At 74.9% G+C, this 18,382-nt stretch carries 12 protein-coding genes and 2 pseudogenes; 8 read left to right on the forward strand and 6 right to left on the reverse strand.

What is annotated here, in order from left to right; all coding sequences use genetic code 11:
* Positions 1-73 precede the first annotated feature (73 nt).
* The 4 genes from rimO to ACQPYN_RS11515 all read left to right on the forward strand — a co-directional run bounded on the left by rimO (position 74) and on the right by ACQPYN_RS11515 (position 3,948).
* Positions 74-1,567, forward strand: a complete 1,494-nt coding sequence (gene rimO, locus ACQPYN_RS11500; protein WP_433036895.1) for a 30S ribosomal protein S12 methylthiotransferase RimO — start codon at positions 74-76, stop codon at positions 1,565-1,567.
* On the forward strand, positions 1,561-2,178 hold the full coding sequence (gene pgsA / locus ACQPYN_RS11505; RefSeq protein WP_433036897.1) for a CDP-diacylglycerol--glycerol-3-phosphate 3-phosphatidyltransferase: 618 nt from the start codon (positions 1,561-1,563) through the stop codon (positions 2,176-2,178). The genes rimO and pgsA overlap by 7 nt, the downstream gene beginning before the upstream one ends.
* 174 nt (positions 2,179-2,352) lie before the next feature.
* Positions 2,353-2,946 (forward strand): helix-turn-helix domain-containing protein, encoded by a 594-nt coding sequence (locus tag ACQPYN_RS11510; protein WP_433036899.1) that lies wholly within the window; start codon positions 2,353-2,355, stop codon positions 2,944-2,946.
* 153 nt (positions 2,947-3,099) lie between these two features.
* Positions 3,100-3,948 (forward strand): PspA/IM30 family protein, encoded by an 849-nt coding sequence (locus ACQPYN_RS11515; RefSeq protein WP_433036901.1) that lies wholly within the window; start codon positions 3,100-3,102, stop codon positions 3,946-3,948.
* A 16-nt stretch (positions 3,949-3,964) separates the two neighbouring features.
* On the opposite strand, the gene ACQPYN_RS11520 is transcribed toward ACQPYN_RS11515, so the two are convergent.
* Entirely contained in the window at positions 3,965-4,765 is an 801-nt protein-coding gene (locus ACQPYN_RS11520) for an AraC family transcriptional regulator (RefSeq protein WP_433036903.1), read from the reverse strand.
* Between ACQPYN_RS11520 and ACQPYN_RS11525 the strand changes: the two are divergent.
* Positions 4,764-5,230 (forward strand): annotated as a pseudogene (locus tag ACQPYN_RS11525) (DUF2000 family protein). The gene ACQPYN_RS11520 and the pseudogene ACQPYN_RS11525 sit on opposite strands and share 2 nt — an antisense overlap.
* Before the next feature lie 80 nt (positions 5,231-5,310).
* Here the strand turns inward: ACQPYN_RS11525 and ACQPYN_RS11530 are convergent.
* The 3 genes from ACQPYN_RS11530 to ACQPYN_RS11540 all read right to left on the reverse strand — a co-directional run bounded on the left by ACQPYN_RS11530 (position 5,311) and on the right by ACQPYN_RS11540 (position 8,369).
* Positions 5,311-6,207: a DNA-formamidopyrimidine glycosylase family protein gene (locus ACQPYN_RS11530; RefSeq protein ID WP_433036905.1), complete on the reverse strand. Its 897-nt coding sequence runs from the start codon at positions 6,205-6,207 to the stop codon at positions 5,311-5,313.
* A 20-nt stretch (positions 6,208-6,227) separates the two neighbouring features.
* Positions 6,228-6,542 carry a hypothetical protein gene (locus tag ACQPYN_RS11535; protein ID WP_433036907.1) on the reverse strand — a complete coding sequence of 105 codons (315 nt, stop codon included), beginning with the start codon at positions 6,540-6,542 and terminating at the stop codon, positions 6,228-6,230.
* Positions 6,543-6,617: 75 nt separating this feature from the next.
* On the reverse strand, positions 6,618-8,369 hold the full coding sequence (locus tag ACQPYN_RS11540) for an MFS transporter (protein WP_433036909.1): 1,752 nt from the start codon (positions 8,367-8,369) through the stop codon (positions 6,618-6,620).
* 153 nt (positions 8,370-8,522) lie between these two features.
* Here ACQPYN_RS11540 and ACQPYN_RS11545 point away from each other — a divergent pair, with 153 nt between their 5' ends.
* The 3 genes from ACQPYN_RS11545 to ACQPYN_RS11555 all read left to right on the forward strand — a co-directional run bounded on the left by ACQPYN_RS11545 (position 8,523) and on the right by ACQPYN_RS11555 (position 12,562).
* Complete coding sequence (locus ACQPYN_RS11545) at positions 8,523-10,046, forward strand: M28 family metallopeptidase (RefSeq protein WP_433036911.1); 1,524 nt, start codon at positions 8,523-8,525, stop codon at positions 10,044-10,046.
* A gap of 102 nt (positions 10,047-10,148) precedes the next feature.
* Complete coding sequence (locus ACQPYN_RS11550; RefSeq protein ID WP_433036913.1) at positions 10,149-10,946, forward strand: IclR family transcriptional regulator; 798 nt, start codon at positions 10,149-10,151, stop codon at positions 10,944-10,946.
* 146 nt (positions 10,947-11,092) lie between these two features.
* Positions 11,093-12,562, forward strand: a complete 1,470-nt coding sequence (locus ACQPYN_RS11555; protein ID WP_433036915.1) for an amino acid permease — start codon at positions 11,093-11,095, stop codon at positions 12,560-12,562.
* On the opposite strand, the gene ACQPYN_RS11560 is transcribed toward ACQPYN_RS11555, so the two are convergent.
* A complete protein-coding gene (locus tag ACQPYN_RS11560) occupies positions 12,537-13,523 on the reverse strand; it encodes a hypothetical protein (RefSeq protein ID WP_433036917.1) in 987 nt (328 codons plus the stop codon). The genes ACQPYN_RS11555 and ACQPYN_RS11560 overlap by 26 nt on opposite strands.
* A 41-nt stretch (positions 13,524-13,564) precedes the next feature.
* A pseudogene (locus ACQPYN_RS11565) lies at positions 13,565-18,328 on the reverse strand (ATP-dependent helicase).
* Between the last annotated feature and the right edge of the window lie 54 nt (positions 18,329-18,382).

The following is an 18,382-nucleotide window of genomic DNA, read 5'->3' on the forward strand; positions in this document are numbered from 1 at the left end:
AGGCCAGCCCCCGGGCCGATAGGCTGGGCAGGTGGTCGAGAGCTCCCCCGGTACCGATGAGCGTCCCCCACGGGTGTCGCTCGTGACCCTGGGGTGCGCCCGCAACGACGTCGACTCCGAAGAGCTGGCCGGGCGGCTGGCCGCGGAGGGGTGGGACGTCAGCGCCTCCGCCGACGGCTCGGACGGGGACGCGGACGTCGTCGTCGTCAACACCTGCACCTTCGTCGAGCAGGCGAAGAAGGACTCCGTCGACGCCGTCCTCGCCGCGGGCGGCGGCAACGCCCGGGTCGTCGCGGTCGGCTGCATGGCGGAGCGCTACGGGGCCGAGCTCGCCGAGGCGCTGCCCGAGGCGGCCGCGGTGCTCGGGTTCGACCACTACGGCGACCTGCCGTCGAGGCTCGACGACGTCCTCGCCGGGCGGCCCCTCGCGTCCCACACGCCCAGCGACCGCCGCACGCTGCTGCCGATCAGCCCGGTGAAGCGGCCCGAGGCGGTGCGCGACCAGAGCATCCCCGGCCACGAGTGGGTGCCGACGGTGCCGCGGCAGCGACTCGACGACGCCCCCGTGGCCCCGCTCAAGCTCGCCTCCGGATGCGACCGGCGCTGCAGCTTCTGCGCGATCCCGTCGTTCCGCGGCGCCTTCGTCTCCCGCGACCCGCGCGACGTCGTCGCCGAGGCCGCCTGGCTGGCCGACCACGGCGTCGCCGAGGTCCTGCTGGTCAGCGAGAACTCCACGTCGTACGGCAAGGACATCGACGCCCGCGGGGCTGCCGGGGGCGCGCTCGAGCGCCTGCTCGGCGAGCTGGCCGGCGTGCCCGGCCTGCGGCGCGTGCGCGTGTCGTACCTGCAGCCCGCCGAGGTGCGCCCGCCGCTGCTCGCCGCGATCGCCCGCACGCCCCGGGTCGCGCCCTACTTCGACCTCTCGTTCCAGCACGCCAGCGCCGCGGTGCTACGCCGGATGCGGCGATTCGGGTCGCGCGAGACGTTCCTCGCGCTCTGCCGCGAGATCCGCGCGCTCGATCCCGAGGCGGGCATCCGGTCGAACGTGATCGTCGGCTTCCCGGGCGAGACCGAGGAGGACGTCGCCGAGCTCGAGGCGTTCCTCGCCGAGGCCGAGCTCGACGCGGTCGGGGTGTTCGGCTACTCCGACGAGGACGGCACCGAGGCGCTCGGCCTGCCCGACAAGGTCGACCCGACGGAGGTCGCCGCCCGCGTCGAGCGGATCACCCAGCTCGCCGAGCACGTCGCGGAGGACCGGGCCGCGCGCCGGGTCGGCACCGCCGTGGAGGTCCTGGTCGAGCGGTTCGACGCCGACGACGAGTGCTGGGTGGGCCGCGCCCCGCACCAGGGCCCGGACGTCGACGGCGAGTGTCGGCTGGAGGGCGATCCCGAGCTGCTCGACGGGCTGGCCCCGGGCGTCGTGGTCCGGGGGCCGGTGACCGACGCGGAGGGGATCGACCTGGTGGTCGAGGCGCAGGCCGTCGTGACCGACGGCGCCGACGTGCCCGGCACCGAGCCGGCGTCCGACCCCGCCACCGGTGCGCCGGTCGGTGCCGGAGCGTGGTGACCGACGCCGGCCCGGGCGGACCGACCTCCCCGACGGGCGTGGTCGCCCCGGTGCCACTGGTCAACATCGCGAACGGGCTCACCGTGGTGCGCCTGCTCCTCGTGCCGGTCTTCCTCGTCGTGCTGTTCGTCGACCACGGCCAGAGCCCGGCCTGGCGGTGGGCGGCGTTCGCGGTGTTCGCCTTCGCGTCGCTGACCGACACCTTCGACGGTGACCTCGCCCGCCGGTGGGGCCTCGTCACCGACTTCGGCAAGATCGCCGATCCGATCGCCGACAAGGCGCTGACCGGCGCCGCGCTGGTCGGGCTCTCGATGCTCGGGGAGCTCGCGTGGTGGGTGACGATCACCATCGCCGTCCGCGAGCTGGGGGTGACGCTCCTGCGGTTCTGGGTGCTGCGCCACGGGGTGATCCCGGCGAGCCGCGGCGGGAAGATCAAGACGGTGGTGCAGACGCTCGCGCTGGGGCTCGCGATCATGCCGTTGCCGGCGGTGCTGGCCCCCGCGGTCGCGGTGCTGATGGTCGCCGCCGTGGTGGTCACGGTCGTCACCGGCTTCGACTACCTCGTCCGCGCGCTGCGCCTGCGCTCGCGGGCCCGCGCCGGCGCGGTCTGACGGCGGGGTCCGAGGGCGGGCCCGGCGGCGTTCGCCCTCGGCGAACGCGGCGGGGCTCGCGACGCGCTCCCTGATCGTCGCGCGTCGGTACGGTGGACGGACACGGTCGTCGACGGCCCTCCCTCCGAGGTGCCGTCAGGGGAACCCCGCGCGGCCGGTGGTGGGAGGTGTGGCATGTCGCTGCTGTTGCGGGAGGCCATCGGCGGGAGCATCCGTCGCGCCCGGACCGAGCGTCGTCGCACGTTGCGTGACGTCTCGAAGGAGGCGCGCGTGAGCCTGGGCTACCTCTCCGAGATCGAGCGCGGGCGCAAGGAGCCGTCGAGCGAGCTGCTCGCCGCGATCTGCGAGGCGCTCTCCCTGCCGCTGCCCGAGCTGCTCGACGAGGTGGCCGACGTCCTGCGTCCCGCGCCGCGCCCGGTCCCGGCCGGGGTCGGTGCCGGTGCTTCGCGGGGCTTCGGGGACGCGCCCGGTGTGGATGCCGCGCTGCGCTCCGCGGTCGAGGAGGCCTTCGAGCCCGCGACCTCCGGGGACGACGCCTCGGCCGGGATGTCGGCCCGCATGTCCGCCACCCTCCCCACCCCACCGGAGCCCGAGGAGCCCGCCGCGCCGCGCACGGTCGCGCTGCCCGAGCCCGAGGGCCTGCCGCAGCGTGACGCCGACGAGGAGGTCGTGGCGCCCGTGGAGGGGACGACGACGGTGCGTCTGGTGGGCCTCGCGGGCGGGGCGACCAGCGGTCCGCGGTCTCCTGTGGTGCGCGTCGCGGCCTGAGCCGTGTGATCGGTGTGAGCGTCCGGCCCGCGTGATCGTCGCCGATGGGCGGGTCGGTGGAAGCCTCCGCGAGGAGGTGAGACGATGGTCGCGAGACCAGGCGCGGCTGTCGCGGCCTGAGCCGTATCGACGTCACGAGTTGGGCGGGAGCAGATGGCCAACCCCTTCGTCAAGGCCTGGCGGTACTTCCTGGCCGCGTTCTCCTCGAAGATCGACGAGAACGCGGACCCGAAGGTCCAGATCCAGCAGGCCATCGAGGACGCACAGCGTCAGCACCAGACGCTGTCGCAGCAGGCCGCGTCGGTGATCGGCAACCAGCGGCAGCTGGAGATGAAGCTGAACCGTCAGCTGGCCGACATCGAGAAGCTGCAGGCCTCGGCGCGGCAGGCGCTGGTGATGTCCGACGACGCGCGCTCCAAGGGCGACGAGGAGTCGGCGCGCCGCTACGAGCAGAGCGCCGAGCAGTTCGCCTCGCAGCTGGTCACCGCGGAGCAGAACGTCGAGGACCTCAAGACGCTGCACGACCAGTCGATCGGTGCGGCGCAGCAGGCCAAGCAGGCCGTCGAGCGCAATGCCAACATGCTGCAGCAGAAGATCGCCGAGCGCACCAAGCTCCTCAGCCAGCTCGAGCAGGCCAAGATGCAGGAGCAGGTCTCCGCGTCGCTGCGCTCGATGAGCGAGGTCGCGGCGCCGGGCAACACGCCCTCGCTCGACGAGGTGCGCGACAAGATCGAGCGGCGGTACTCCACCGCCCTCGGTCAGGCCGAGCTGGCGCAGAACAGCGTGCAGGGCCGGATGCTCGAGGTGGAGGAGTCCACCCGCGACTTCGCGGGCAAGAGCCGCCTCGACCAGATCCGCGCCTCGATGGGCGGCGGCGCGCAGATCCCGGCCGGGCAGGCGGCCCAGCCGCAGGTCCAGCCGGCGCAGCCGACGCAGGCCCAGCCCGCCCCGGCGCAGCAGCCCACCCAGAACACGAACACGCAGGCGCCGCGCCAGTACTGAGCTCCGGTCCCGGAGGTCATCCGCGCCGGGCCGCTGTGAAGCGGCCCGGCGTGGTGCCGGTGACGCGGCGGAAATGCCTGGTCAGGTGCGGCTGGTCGTGGAACCCCGCGGCCGTCGCGACCTCGGCCGGCGGCATCCCGCCGAGCACGAGGCGGCGTGCGAGGTCCACCCGCCGTCCCGTGAGGTAGCGGTGCGGTGGGAGCCCGAACTCGGCGCCGAACGCCCGCACGAGGTGCGTCGGGTGGGCGTGGAGCACCCGCGCGGCCTCGTCGAGGCCGAGCCCCTCGGGGAAGCGGGCGTCGAGGAGATCCCGCAGGCGGTGGGCGAGGCCCGGGTCCCGGGGTGCTGTGGCGCGCTCGTCGCCGAGGTGCGCCGCGAGCCGCTCGGTGATGAACGCGAGCCGGCTCTGCGCCGCCAGCTCCTCACCGGGGTGGGCGAGCGCGCGGTGCAGCTGGTCGATCCGCCGGCGCAGCAGCGGGTCGTCGAACGCCGGCCGGTCCACGGCGCGGCCGGTGAGCGAGGGACCGTGCAGGGCGGTGTCGTCGAGGTAGACGACACGCTTGCGGAACCCGCCGGGCACGGCCGAGCGCCCGTCGTGGGCGACGTGGGGCGGGAGCAGCGTCACGGACGTCGGCAGCGGACCGTGCTCGTGGCGGTCGAGGTCGTAGCGGACGGCGCCGTCGTCGACGATCAGCAGGGTCCACGCGTCGTGGGTGTGCGACGGGTAGGCGTGCTCGGTGAACCGGGCGTGGAACACCTCGGTGACCCCCGGGACCGCCGGGCGCCAGGCGCGGACGTGCTCGGCCGGGCCGGCCATGCCAGGAACGTACAAGACCGGCGCGGGGTGCCCCGGTGACGCTGACCCGGTGAGCAGCGCATTCGACACCAAGATCGCCGTCGTCCTGCGGGACGACCTCGCCGGCTGGCAGGCCCTCAACGTCACCGCGTTCCTCGTCAGCGGGATCACCGCGGCGACCCCCGAGCTCGTCGGCGAGCCCGACGCCGACGCCGACGGCACCGCCTACCTGCCGATGCTCGGCCAGCCGGTGATGTCTTCGCCGGCGACGCCGCCGTGGTGCGCGCCGCCCACGGACGTGCCCTCGGGCGCGGGCTGCGCATCGCGGTGTTCACCGCCGGCCTCTTCGCGACGGGCAACGACGCCGACAACCACGCCGCGGTGGCCAAGGTCGGCCGCGACGACCTCGACCTCGTCGGCATCGCGGTGCACGGGCCCCGCAACGCGGTCGACAAGATCGTCAAGGGCGCGCGGATGCACCCGTGAGGTCGTCGTCGACGCCGTGGAGATGCTTCGGTTTCCGAAGCTTCCCTCGGGGGATGGGTCGGTCGTCGACGACGTGCTCGCTAGTAGCGGGCCTGGCGGCCCGACTGCTGCTGGGGCCGGCGGCCCCGCCGCCGCTCGAGCGGGGGGTGCGGGCCGGGCTGGCAGGTGGGGCAGAAGTAGGCGATGCGGTCCTCGCGGTCCGGCGACCCCCTCTCGGCGTGCTGTGTCTCTGCCTGGCCCGCGGTCCGCACGACGTCGCGGCACCGGCGGCACCCGCGCCCGCCGCGCTCGAACACCCAGTGCTGGGCGTTGCCGCCGAGGTCGCCGGTCGTGGACTGCTCAGGGCGCCAGGCGTTGCGTTCGAGCAGCTTGCGGGCCCAGGCGACGGCGTCGTGGACCTGCTGGTCGGACAGGTCGCCGACCGGCGTCCACGGCGAGACGCCGACGAGGAAGCAGATCTCGGCCTTGTAGAGGTTGCCGACCCCGCAGGCCACCCGCTGGTCGAGCAGGGCGGCGCCGAGCTCGCGGGCCGGGTCGGCGCGCAGGCGTCGTTCGATCTCGGCGGCCGCCTCGGGTCCCCAGTCGTCGCCGAGCAGGTCGGGCCCGAGGTGGCCGACCCACGTGTCCTCGTGCGCGGTGGGCAGCAGGTCGAGGTCGTGCAGCCGGTAACCGACGGCGACGCGCTCGGGGACCTCGAGGATCGCCCGGATCTGGTGGTCGCCGCCCCCGCGCCAGGGACGGCCCGGCCGGTAGAGGTGCCAGGTGCCGTCCATCCGGAAGTGGCTGTGGAGGCTCGTGGCGTCGTCGAAGCGGGTGAACAGGTGCTTGCCGACGCTGACCACCTCGAGCACGGTGCGCCCCGCGAGGTCGTGCTGCACGAGACGTGGGTGTCGCAGCTCCCCGCGCGTCAGCGTCGCGCCGGCCAGCGCGTCGTGCAGGCGCTTGCCGGCGAGGAAGACGGTGTCACCCTCGGGCACGTCGCCATCGTCCCACCGGGTCAGTCGTCGGGCCGACCGACGCTGACCTCAGCGTCCCCGACGAGGTCGCGCGGGTCGCCGGCCACGTCGACGGGGCGCAGGGCGCTCGCGAGCCGCTCGCGCAGCGAGCTCAGGTCGCGGGTGTGCGGGTCGCGCGGATCGATGGTCGCCCGATCGACGCTCTGCAGCACGTCGATCAGCTGCTCGACCAGGCCGCGGGCCTCCGCGCCCAGCAGCCCGAGGTCGTCGCTGTCGAGGGCACGCGTGACGGTGCCTGCTCGCAGCGCGGCGGTGGCCTGGCGGACCGCCACCACCGGGGTGTCGTCGCTCGACATGGGAGCCCTCCCGGACACGTCGTCGGGTCCTCGGGGGAGGAGTGCCACGCGTGGGGCGCGGCACAAACCCCGGGCTCAGCTCTCAGGTCGCGCCAGCACGAGCGGGCGGGCGAGGGTGTCCTGGCCCGGGACGACGTGGACGGCCGCGGGCCGGGCGCCGGCGAGGCCCGCGATGAGCAGGGCGGGGCGCTCCGTGCCGGGGTCCGCCGCGAACCCGCCGTCGGGGTCGACCGGGATGACCGCGAGCTGCCGGCCGTCGTGGCCCACGAGCGTCACGCGCGCCCCCGTCGCCGGGGCGCCGTGGTCGTGCAGGACCCGGCCACGGACCAGCGCCGGCGCGGCGGGCTCGTCCGCCACCGAGGCGTCGGGCGCGTCGTCCCCGAAGGACTCGACGCGCCGGGCCGGGTCGGGAAGTGACGGCACGGCGAGGCTGACGAGCAGGGCGAGGACGGCGCACCCCGCGGCGATGATCAGCGTGGTGCGCAGCGCCCCCAGCGAGGGCACGAGCGTGCCCTCGACCGGCACGGTCGACGCCGAGAGCACGACCGCCGCCACGGCCGAGGCCGTCGACGTGCCGATCGAGCGCATCAGGGTGTTGAGGCCGTTGGCCGCGGCGGTGCGGGTGGTGGGCACCGCCCGCATGATCAGCGCGGGGAGCGCGCCGTAGGCCAGCGCGACGCCCGCACCGATCACGGCGATGACCAGCGAGACCTGCCAGGCCGCCGAGAGCAGCAGGGTGCCGGCGCCGTAGGCCGCGGCGATGATGACCAGGCCGATCTGCAGCGACGTCCGGGGACCCCAGATCCTCGAGATGCGGGCGGTCACCGGCGACATCGCCATCATCACGATGCCGTTCGGGGCGAGGGTGAGCCCGGCGACGAGCAGGCTCAGCCCGAGGCCGTGGCCGGAGGCGACCGGCGCGGAGAGCAGCTGCGGGAAGACGACCATGCCCGTGAACATCGCGACGCCGACCGGGATCGAGATCAGGTTCGGCAGCAGGACCGCGCGCTGGACGTTGAGCCGGAGGTCCACCAGTGGGTCGCGCACGCGCAGCTCGTAGAGCGCCCACCCGACGAGGGCGACGACGGCGACACCCGCCGAGCCGAGGGTCGCGGCGCTGGCCCAGCCCCACTCGGCGCCCTTGGAGACGGCGAGCAGCAGGCCGATGAGGCCGATCGAGAGGCCGACCGCGCCGCCGGTGTCGAAGCGCCCGCCGGAGCGGGTGGTCGACTCGGGGATGACCATGGCGACGAGCGCGAGGCCCGCGAGCCCCAGGGCGCCCGCGACCCAGAACAGGGCGTGCCAGTCGGCGATCTCGACGATCACCGCGGCGAGCGGGAGGCCCAGGCCGCCGCCGATGCCCAGCGTCGCGCTCATCAGCGCGATCCCGGACCCGAGGCGCTCGGGCGGGAGCGTGTCGCGCATGAGGCTGATGCCGAGCGGCACCGCGCTCACCGCGACGCCCTGCAGGGCGCGGCCGACGAGGACGGGCACGAGGTCCGAGGTCACCGCGCACAGCACCGAGCCGACGACGAGCAGTCCGAGCGTGGCGAGCAGGACGCGGCGCTTGCCGATCATGTCGCCGAGCCGGCCGGCGATGGGCGTGGCCACCGCACCCGCGAGCAGCGTCGCGGTGATCACCCAGGAGGCGGTGGCGGACGTCGTCGAGAGCAGCTGGGGGAGCTGGGGCACCAGCGGCACGACCAGCGTCATGCACAGCGAGGCGACGAGCCCGACCGACGACAGGACCGTGACCACGAGCGCCGGGCGGGGTGCGTCGCTCCCCGGTACCGAGTCCACCGACTCCGGAGCGCCGGTGTTCGGCACGCATCCTCCCGGAGGACGTGAGGGGTAATTGGCTGTGCCAACCAACTGTAGACGGCGGGCATTCCTCCGGACACGTGTCTCTTGTCGCGCCCCGCGTCCGGTCCGGGCGGTTGCCGTCACCGCGTCCGCACCGATCCGCTACGGTCCGTGAGCATGATCGCGTCTCGACGGAGCGCCGCGGCGCTGGTCATCGTGGCCGCCCTCGCGCTCGGGGCCTGCGGCAACGGGGGGAGCGGGGGCGCGGGGACGACGGCCCCGCCCCAGCCCGCCCCGTCCGGGCCGAGCCCCGCCGCCGCACCCACCGGTGACCCCGGGCTGCCGCGCCGGCTCGCCGAGCAGAACACCGGGGACGGGGCGTTCGCGCGGCTCGAGGAGCTGCAGCGGATCGCGGACGCGAACGCCGGCAACCGCGCGGCCGGCTCGCCGGGCTACGACGCGAGCGTCGAGTACGTCGCGGGCGAGCTGCGCCGGGCGGGGTTCCGGGTGGAGACGCCGAGCTTCCCGTTCGACACCTTCGCCGTGGACGCCGAGACGCTCACCGTCGGCGGGACGCCCGGCCCGGCGGTCACCGCGCTGACCTACTCGCCCGCGACCCCGCCCGGCGGCGTCACCGCGCCGCTCGTGGTGGCGCCGGACGCGCCGGCCGACCCGACGCCGGGCTGCGAGGCGACCGACTACGCGAACCTCCCCGCCCGCGGCGCCGTGGTGCTCGTGCGGCGCGGGTCGTGCACGTTCACACAGAAGCAGCAGGTCGCGGCGGACGTCGGCGCGGCAGCCGTGCTCGTCGGCAACAACGCGCCGGGCCCCCTCGGCGGCACGCTCGGCTCCGTCGCGGAGGGCCGCCTGCCCACCGGCGGGCTCCTGCAGGCCGACTTCGACGGGCTCGTCGCCCGCGGCGGCACCCCCGTCGGCCTGACCCTGGCCACGCGCACGGCCACGGTGACCACCCGCAACGTGATCGCGCAGACCACCACCGGGCGCCCCGACGAGGTGGTCATGAGCGGCGCCCACCTCGACTCCGTCCCGCAGGGACCCGGGATCAACGACAACGGCTCCGGGTCGGCCGCCCAGCTCGAGCTGGCGATGCGGATGGGCGGCGCCCCGCCGGTCACCAACGCCGTGCGCTTCGGGTGGTGGGGCGCCGAGGAGAACGGCCTGCTCGGGTCGACGGCCTACGTGCAGGGGCTGACGCCCGAGGCGCGCCGCGACATCGCGGTGCTGCTCAACTCGGACATGCTCGCCTCGCCGAACCCCGCCTACCTGATCTACGACGGCGACGACTCCGACCGTGAGGGCGCGCCGCCCGGTCCGACGGGGTCCGACGGCATCGAGCGGACCCTCGCCGCGGCGCTCACCGCCACCGGCGTGCCGTCGCGCGGCACCGACTTCGACGGCCGCTCGGACTACGGGCCCTTCGTGGAGGCGGGCATCCCGTCAGGCGGGCTGTTCACGGGGGCCGAGGAGGTCAAGACCCCGGAGGACGCCGCGCTGTGGGGCGGCCAGGCCGGTGTTCCGTTCGACCGGTGCTACCACCAGGCCTGCGACACCGTTGCCAACATCGACCGCGTCGCCCTCGACCGGATGCTCGACGCCCTCGCGGTCTCGCTGGGCACCTACGCGGTCGACCTCGGCGGGCCGAACGGCGTCCCGTCGCGGGAGCAGCGGCAGACACGCTGACGACACGCTACGGTTGCGCATCCCGCAACCCGCGGTGGCTCCGCCGTCGCGCCGCACCCCGCCGCCCGGTCGCCTCCGTCCGGTCGGAGAGGATGTCCTTCGATGGCACGCACCGACGGCGACGGCGACGGCAAGGAGCCCGCGCTCGTCCGATCGGTCGATCGCGCGGTCACCGTGCTCGAGATCGTGGCGGCTCGTGGCGAGATCGGCATCACCGAGCTGGCCGAGGAGCTCGGGGTGCACAAGTCCACGGCCTCACGGCTCGTGGCCGCCCTGGCGCGTCGCGGGCTGCTCGAGCAGAAGGGCGACCGGGGGCGGATCGCCCTGGGCTTCGGGGTCGTCCGCCTCGCGGCCGCGGCCACCGGCAGCATGGACCTCGCCCGTCTCGGCCAGCCGACCTGCCAGCAGCTCGCCGAGGTGGTGGGGGAGACCGTCAACCTCGCGGTCCACGACGGCGAGGCGGCCATCAACGTCGCCCAGGAGTTCGGGACGTCGTCGGTGACCACCCGCAACTGGGTCGGTCGACGCACGCCGCTGCACGCGACCTCGGCGGGCAAGGTCCTGCTCGCGTACATGAGCGACGCCGAGCGCCGGGCGTTCCTGCGCCGTCGCCTGCCCCGCTACACCGACTCGACGATCACCGAGGCGGCCGCGCTGCGCACCGAGCTCGCCCGGGTGGTCGACGAGGGGAACGCGCGGTCCTTCGAGGAGCTCGAGGTGGGCCTGCACGCCGTGGCCGTGCCCGTGTGGGGTGCGGGCGACGTCGTCGTCGCCGCGCTGAGCGCCGCCGGCCCGGCCTACCGCCTGCCGCGCCGCCGTGCCCGCGCGATCGTCCCGGACCTCCGGGCGGCGGCCGAGGAGCTCTCGACCCGGCTGGGCTGGGTCGGCACCTCGTCCTGACGCGGTCCGGACGCCGGCCGGAGTGGCAGCGAACGCGCTGTTCGCTGCTTCTACGCGCGCGAAGTCCCCGTTGATCACCGCGAACGGGATCGGCCGCGTGAAATCCGTGTCTGGTCCGTCGCTCTCCGAGATCGCAAGATGGGCGGATGACGACCACGTCGCCCCGCGGGGGGATCGCGGCCCTGTTCCGTCGCAAGCCCGTCGAGGAGATCGAGACGGGTCCCGACGCGGGCTCGACGGGCCTGAGCAGAACGCTCACGCTGCGCCAGCTCACGGCGATCGGCGTCGGCGGGATCATCGGCGCCGGCATCTTCTCGCTGGCCGGGCAGGTGGCCAACGAGACGGCCGGTCCCGCGGTGCTCCTGTCGTTCCTGGTCGCCGGCGTCGCGAGCGCGGCCGCGGCGTTCTCGTACGCCGAGTTCGCCGGGCTCATCCCGCGCGCCGGGTCGGCCTACACCTACGGCTACGTGGTGCTCGGCGAGATCGTCGGCTGGCTGATCGGCTGGGATCTCCTGCTCGAGTACACCGCGATCGTCGCCGTGGTCGCGATCGGGATCTCCGGCTACTTCAACGACCTGCTCGGCTTCCTGGGCCTCTCGCTGCCCGAGTGGATGCTCGGGGCGCCGGGCACCGAGTCCGACGGTCTGGCGCCGGGCACGCACAAGGTCGACCTGTTCGCGATGCTGCTCTGCCTGCTCATCGCGTTCGTGCTCAACCGCGGGATGCGCAACGCCGCCCGCGCCGAGACCGCGCTCGTCTACCTCAAGGTCGGCGTCGTGCTGCTCGTCGTGGTCGTCGGCGCCTTCCACATCGACGCCGGCAACTACAGCCCGTTCGCGCCGTTCGGGCTCGCGGGCATCTTCACCGGCGCCGCGACGGTGTTCTTCGCGGTCTTCGGCTACGACGCGATGAGCACCGCCGCGGAGGAGTCGCAGGACTCCCAGAAGCACATGCCGAAGGCGATCCTCTACTCCCTGGCGATCTCGATGGTGCTCTACGTGCTCGCCTGCCTCGTGCTCACCGGCATGGTCGACTACACGCGCATTGACGGCGAGGCGGCGTTCTCGCAGGCGTTCGCCGACGTCGGGCTCCCGCTCGTGGGGCTCATCGTCGCCGTCGGCGCGATCCTCGGGATCCTCACCGTGCTGTTCACGTTCCTCATGGGCGCGACGCGCGTGGGCTACGCGATGAGCCGCGACGGCCTGCTGCCGCCGTGGTTCTCCAGGACCAGCGAGAAGCACCGCGTGCCGAACCGCATCACCTGGGTGCTCGGCGTCGCGTCCGCCCTCATCGCCGGGTTCCTCCCGATCGGCGAGGCCGCCGAGCTGACCAACATCGGCATCCTGCTGGCCTTCGTCGTCGTCTGCATCGCCGTGGTCGTGCTGCGCTACCGGCGTCCCGACCTGCCGCGCTCGTTCCGCTGCCCCGGCATGCCGGTGGTGCCGATCATCGGCGTCATCTTCTCGCTCTGGCTGATCACGTTCCTCGACCCGCAGACGTGGCTGCGCTTCGCGGTCTGGTTCGTGATCGGGCTCGTGATCTACCTCTTCTACGGCCGCCGTCGCTCGAAGCTCGCCCCGGGCAACGAGGTCAGCCCAGGTCCGGGTGGTCCTTGACCCACCAGAGGAACTGGCGGGCGTGGTCGAGGTCGACGAAGCGGTGGCCCACGAGCTCGACGAGCAGGTCGTTGCTCCAGTGCACGAGCCGCCCGATCGTCTGCCCCGTCGTCGCGGGGGCCGGGAGCTCGAGCCCGAACACCCGGCGGGCGATCTCGCGCTTGCCCCCGGCCGGGCTCGAGTAGACCAGGATCGGCAGGAACCGCTCGGGCTCGGCGATGCAGAGCACCCGGGTCAGCATCGACTCGCGGAAGCCGGGCATGGCCGGCGGCTCGTCCGAGGTGATCAGCGTCGTGAGCCGGTCCTCCTGGGAGGCCGGCTCCTCGCCGCGGAGCAGGTACTCGATCACGCCGCGGAAGGCCTCGGCGGCCTGCTGGTTGCCGAGGGTCTTCCACTCGTCGTTGAAGCGGCTCATGTTGCCGGGCCTCGCCACGACCTTGCTGTTGGCGAAGTCCTTGAGCGCCACGGGCGTCGTGTAGGGCAGGGCGTCGGCCTCGAACGCCTGCCGGTAGACGTCGCGGTAGAGCCCGGCCTCGGGGTCGGGGCGCGGGAAGTCGGCGAGGAACTCCTTGCGCAGGCTCTCCAGACGCACCAGGGCGCCGGGCGCCACGTCGTCGACGGTCGGGAAGCGGCGACGGGCCATGTCGACGCCCTCGACCGGGCGGGCCCCACGGGCCGGCCGCGAGCTGCCCGGCACCGACGTCCGGGCCCGGGGCGTGGTCGCGCCGGCGGTGGTCGAGCCGGGTGTCGTGGTGCGGGTCGTCGCGCTGCGGGTCGTGGTGCTGCGGGTCGTCGTGCTGCGGGACCGCGTCGTCTGGCTGATCGCCCGCGGGGAGACCGGCTTGGCGCCGAGCACCCACTCGTGCCCGCAGCTGGTGCAACGCATCATGTTGCGCCCGTCGTCGGCCATCCCGAGGTACTCGGCCGCGGACTGTTCGCACGTGGGGCACGCCAGCGCCATACCGCTCCCTGCTGTTCGCCTGATCGGTGTCGGCGCCCACCCTAGGCCCGCAGGCGCAGGCCCTTCGGGCTGTGCCGGAAGCCGGCGTCGGTGAGCACCTCGGCGAGGATCCCGTCGAGGGCTCCCGACCCGTCGGCCTTCTCCACGGCGATGCCGCCGAGCCAGCCCTCGTGCACGGCCGTGGCCAGCGCGGACGCGGCCGCGGCGAGGGCGTCGCGCTCGCTGGTGAAGCTCAGCAGCGACTTGCCGCCCCGCTCGACGTAGATCGCCGGCTCCCCGTTCGCGAGCACGACGAGGGCACCCGCCTTGCGCCCCGGCCGGTGGGAGTTGTCCCCGGTCGTCGGCGGCCACTCCAGCGCCGCACCCCACGGCTGGGCGGGGTCGGTGGCGGCGAGGACGAGGGCGCTCGGCGCGCTGCCGTCGTCCTCGAGGCGCGACTCGGCCCGCAGCCGGTCGATCGCGCCGGGCACCGCGAACTGCGCCGCGCCCAGGCCCTCGATGACGTAGCCGCGCCGCGCCCGGCCCGACTCCTCCATGGCCCGCAGCACCGGGTAGATGCCGGCGAACCCACCGGTGACGCGCTCGGTGTCGAGCGCCCCGCGGGTGAGCACGCCGTGGCGCTCGAGGAACGCCTCGGTGCGGGCCTGCGCCCGACGGGTCGGCTCCGCCTCGCGGACGGGCACGCCCGACCACCGGCCCTGGGCCGTCGGCGGGCCGGTGCGCGAGGGCATGGGTGCCCGCCCGAGCCGGGCGTAGCGGCCTCGCGACGGCGAGCGGCGCTGCTTGTGCGCCCGCCCCGCGAGCCCCGCTGCCGCGCGACCCGCCGCCGGACACGAGCGCCCGGACCGGCGCGAGCGTGTCGTTGGTGGCGAGACCGGCCCACACGAGGTCCCACAGCGCGGCGACGAGCGTCGCGTCGTCGGGGAGCGCCGTCTCGGCCTCGCCGCCCTCGCGCAGCACCGCCTGCGTGCGCTCGGTGAGCTGGCGGAAGAACAGCGCCCCGCCCGCGTCGAGCGTCTCGCGCAGCGCGCGGTGCAGGGGGGTGTCGACGTGCTCGTCCTCGGGGTCGGGCAGCAGCAGGTCGGCGAGGTCGGTCGGCGCCACCGCCAGCCACCCGTCGCCGCCGGCCAGCGACCCGCACCCGGTCCACGTGACCTCCCCGGCGCTGGTGAGCTCGTCGAGCAGCGCGGGGGAATAGCCGGGCAGCCGGGCCGGGAGCACGAGGCTCTCGAGCGCGCTGGCCGGGATCGGCGCGCCGGCGAGCTGCTCGACGACGCCCAGGACGTCGTCGGGACCGGGCGAGCGGCGCATCCGCTTGGGCCCGATCCCGTGCCACGACGGCAGGAAGCGACCCAGCGCCGCGGGCTCGACGGGCTCGACCTCGGCGCGCAGCCGGGCCAGCGAGCCGCGCCGCAGCCGGCGCAGCACCTCGGCGTCGCACACGTCCGGGCCGCTGGCGGGCAGGTCGGCCGGCACGCCGGGCAGCGGCGGCGCACCCTCGGGGCGCAGCTCGCCGCGCATGAGCCGGCCGGACGAGACCAGGCGGTCGACCACCCCGCCGACGACGGCGGTGCCGAGGGCGAAGCGGTGGGCCGCGGCGGCCACCGGGACGGCCCGCGGGTGCGGGCGAAGCGGGCGATGAGGTCGCCCAGCGGATCGGCCACCGGCTCGGTGAACGCCTCGGGCACCCCGACCGGCAGGCCGGCGCCCAGGGCGTCGCGGAAGCGCCCCGCGTCCTCGATCGCGATCCAGCGCTCCTCGCCGGCCACCCGGACCCGGATCACCCGGCGCGCGGACTCCAGCTCGGTGAGCCACGGCTCCTGCACGCCGCGGGCCGCCGCCTCGGCGGTGGTGAGGTCGCCGACGAAGCGCAGCAGGTCGGCCGTGCCCTCGGCGTCGCGGACGTGGCGCTCCGGGTCGGTGCGCTGCAGCTGCCCCTCGATCTCGGCGAGGACGTCGCCGTCGAGCAGCTCGCGGATGGCCTCCGAGCCCAGGAGCTCGGCGAGCAGCGTGGAGTCGAGCGAGAGGGCCGCGGCGCGGCGCTCGGCCAGCGGGGCGTCCAGCTCGTAGAGGAACATCCCGACGTAGCCGAACATCAGCGTGCGCGCGAACGGCGACGCGCTGGTGGTGGCCACGTCGACCACCTGCACCGCCCGCGAGCGCACGTCGCGCATGAGCTCGGCGAGCCCCGGGACGTCGTAGACGTCCTGCAGGACCTCGCGCATCGTCTCGAGCACCACCGGGAACTGCTCGAACCGGCTCGCGACGCTCAGCAGCTGGGCGGCCTTCTGGCGCTGCTGCCACAGCGGGGTGCGGCGGGTCGGGTCGCGCCGGGGCAGCAGCAGCGAGCGGGCCGCGCACTCCCGGAAGCGCGCGGCGAACAGCGCGGAGTTGCTGACCTCGGCCGTGACCACCTGCTCGACCTCGTCCGGGTCGAGCAGCACGTCCTCGGCCGTGGGCATGATCTCCTCGCCGGCGTCGTCGAGGGCCTCGGGCAGCCGCAGGACGATGCCGTCGTCCGCGCTCGCCGCGGACACCTCGAGACCCCGCGTCTCGCGGAACCGCGCGGCGATCGCCAGCGCCCACGGGGCGTTGACCTGCGCACCGAAGGGGGAGTGCACCACGAGCCGCCAGTCGCCCAGCTCGTCGCGGAAGCGCTCGACGACGATGGTGCGGTCGCTCGGGACGTGCCGCGTGGACTCCTTCTGCTCACGCAGGTAGGTCAGGAGGTTGGTCGAGGCGTTGGCGTCCAGCCCGGCGGCCTCGGTGCGGGCGTGGGCCGCCTTGTCGTCGGCCGCGGCGACCTCGCGCACGAACGCCCCGAGCGCGCGGCCCAGCTCGAGCGGGCGGCCCGGGGCGTCGCCCTTCCAGAACGGCATCCGCGCCGGCACGCCGGGCGCGGGCTCGGCGACGACGCGGTCGCGCGTGATGTCGAGGACGCGCCAGCTGGTGGACCCGAGCAGGAAGGTGTCGCCCACCCGGGACTCGTAGACCATCTCCTCGTCGAGCTCGCCGACGCGCGAGCCGCCGGTGCCGCCCTCGCCCGAGCCGGGCGTGACCACCGTGTAGAGCCCGCGGTCGGGGATCGTGCCGCCGCTGGTGACCGCGAGGCGCTGCGCGCCGGGGCGCCCGGCCAGCTGGTCGGTGACGCGGTCCCAGGTGATGCGCGGGCGCAGCTCGCCGAAGTCGTCGCTGGGATAGCGCCCGGCGAGCATGTCGAGCACGGCCTGCAGCGCGGAGTCGGGCAGCCCGGCGAAGGGCGCGGCGCGCCGGACCAGCGAGGTGAGGTCCTCGACCGACCACGGCTCCATCGCCGTCATCGCCACGACGTGCTGGGCGAGGACGTCGAGCGGGTTGCGCGGGTAGCGCATCGCCTCGATCTGGCCGCCGGCCATGCGCTCGGCCACGACGGCGCACGAGACGAGGTCGCCCCGGTACTTCGGGAACACCACGCCCTCGCTCACGGCGCCCACCTGGTGGCCCGCGCGCCCGACCCGCTGCAGCCCGCTGGCCACCGACGGCGGCGCCTCGACCTGGATCACGAGGTCCACCGCACCCATGTCGATGCCCAGCTCGAGGCTCGACGTGGCCACGACGCACGGGAGGTGCCCGGACTTCAGCGCCTCCTCGACCAGGGTGCGCTGGGTGCGGCTCATCGAGCCGTGGTGGGCGCGGGCGACGATCACCTCGGCGGGCTCGGCCGTCCCCGACTGCCCGACGGCCTCGGCGGGGAACACGCTCCCGACGACCGGCGCGACCTCGTCCGCCTCGTCGTCGGTGTCGAGCTCCACGGGCGGCCGCTCGTCCTCCGCGGCGTGGGCCCGTTCGGTGGCGAGCTCGTTGATCCGGGCGGTGAGCCGCTCGGCGAGCCGGCGGGAGTTGGCGAACACGATGGTCGAACGGTGCTCGCCGACGAGGTCGAGCACGCGCTCCTGCACCGCGGGCCAGATCGAGGCCTTCTGCGCCGCGCCGGCGGCCGAGCCCTCGACCTCCTCCTCGACGCCCGGCCCCGACGCGTTCCCGCCGCCGTCGAGCGCGGCCATGTCCTCGACCGGCACCTCGACGCGGACCTGGACGGTCTTCGCCGTCTCCGGGTTGACGATCCGCACCGGGCGCCCGCCGCCGAGGAAGGACGCGACCTCGTCGACCGGGCGCACGGTGGCCGAGAGCCCGATGCGCTGGGCCGGGGCGTCGAGCAGGGCGTCGAGGCGCTCGAGGCTGAGCGCGAGGTGCGCCCCGCGCTTGGAGGCGAGCACGGCGTGCACCTCGTCGACGATCACCGTGTCGACCCCGCGCAACGACTCGCGCGCCGCCGAGGTGAGCAGCAGGAACAGCGACTCGGGCGTCGTGACGAGGATGTCCGGCGGCGTGCGGTTGAAGCTGCGCCGTTCGTCGGCGGGGGTGTCGCCGGTGCGCGAGCCGACCGTGACGTCGGGCTCGGTCATCCCGAGGCGGTGCGCGGCCTGGCGCAACCCGGCCAGCGGGGAGCGCAGGTTGCGCTGCACGTCGACGGTGAGCGCCTTCATCGGCGAGACGTAGAGGACCCGGCAGCGGCGCGTGGCCTCCTCGGGCGGCGGCGTGGTGGCCAGCCGGTCGAGCGCCCAGAGGAACGCCGCCAGCGTCTTGCCCGAGCCGGTGGGCGCCACGACCAGCGCGTGCTGCCCGTCGGCGACCGCGTCCCAGGCACCCTCCTGCGCGGCGGTGGCTCCCTCGAACGCGCCCGTGAACCAGTCGCGGGTGGCGGGGGAGAAGCGGTCGAGGACGGCCGCGGAGCGCCGCGGGGCCGGACCGTCGGAAGGGGGCACGGCTCCATGGTGCCCCGCACCCCCGACACCGACGCTGTGAACGCACGCCGGGAG

Source organism: Actinomycetospora sp. CA-053990, assembly GCF_050948445.1.
GTDB classification, from domain to species: Bacteria; Actinomycetota; Actinomycetes; order Mycobacteriales; family Pseudonocardiaceae; genus Actinomycetospora; species Actinomycetospora callitridis.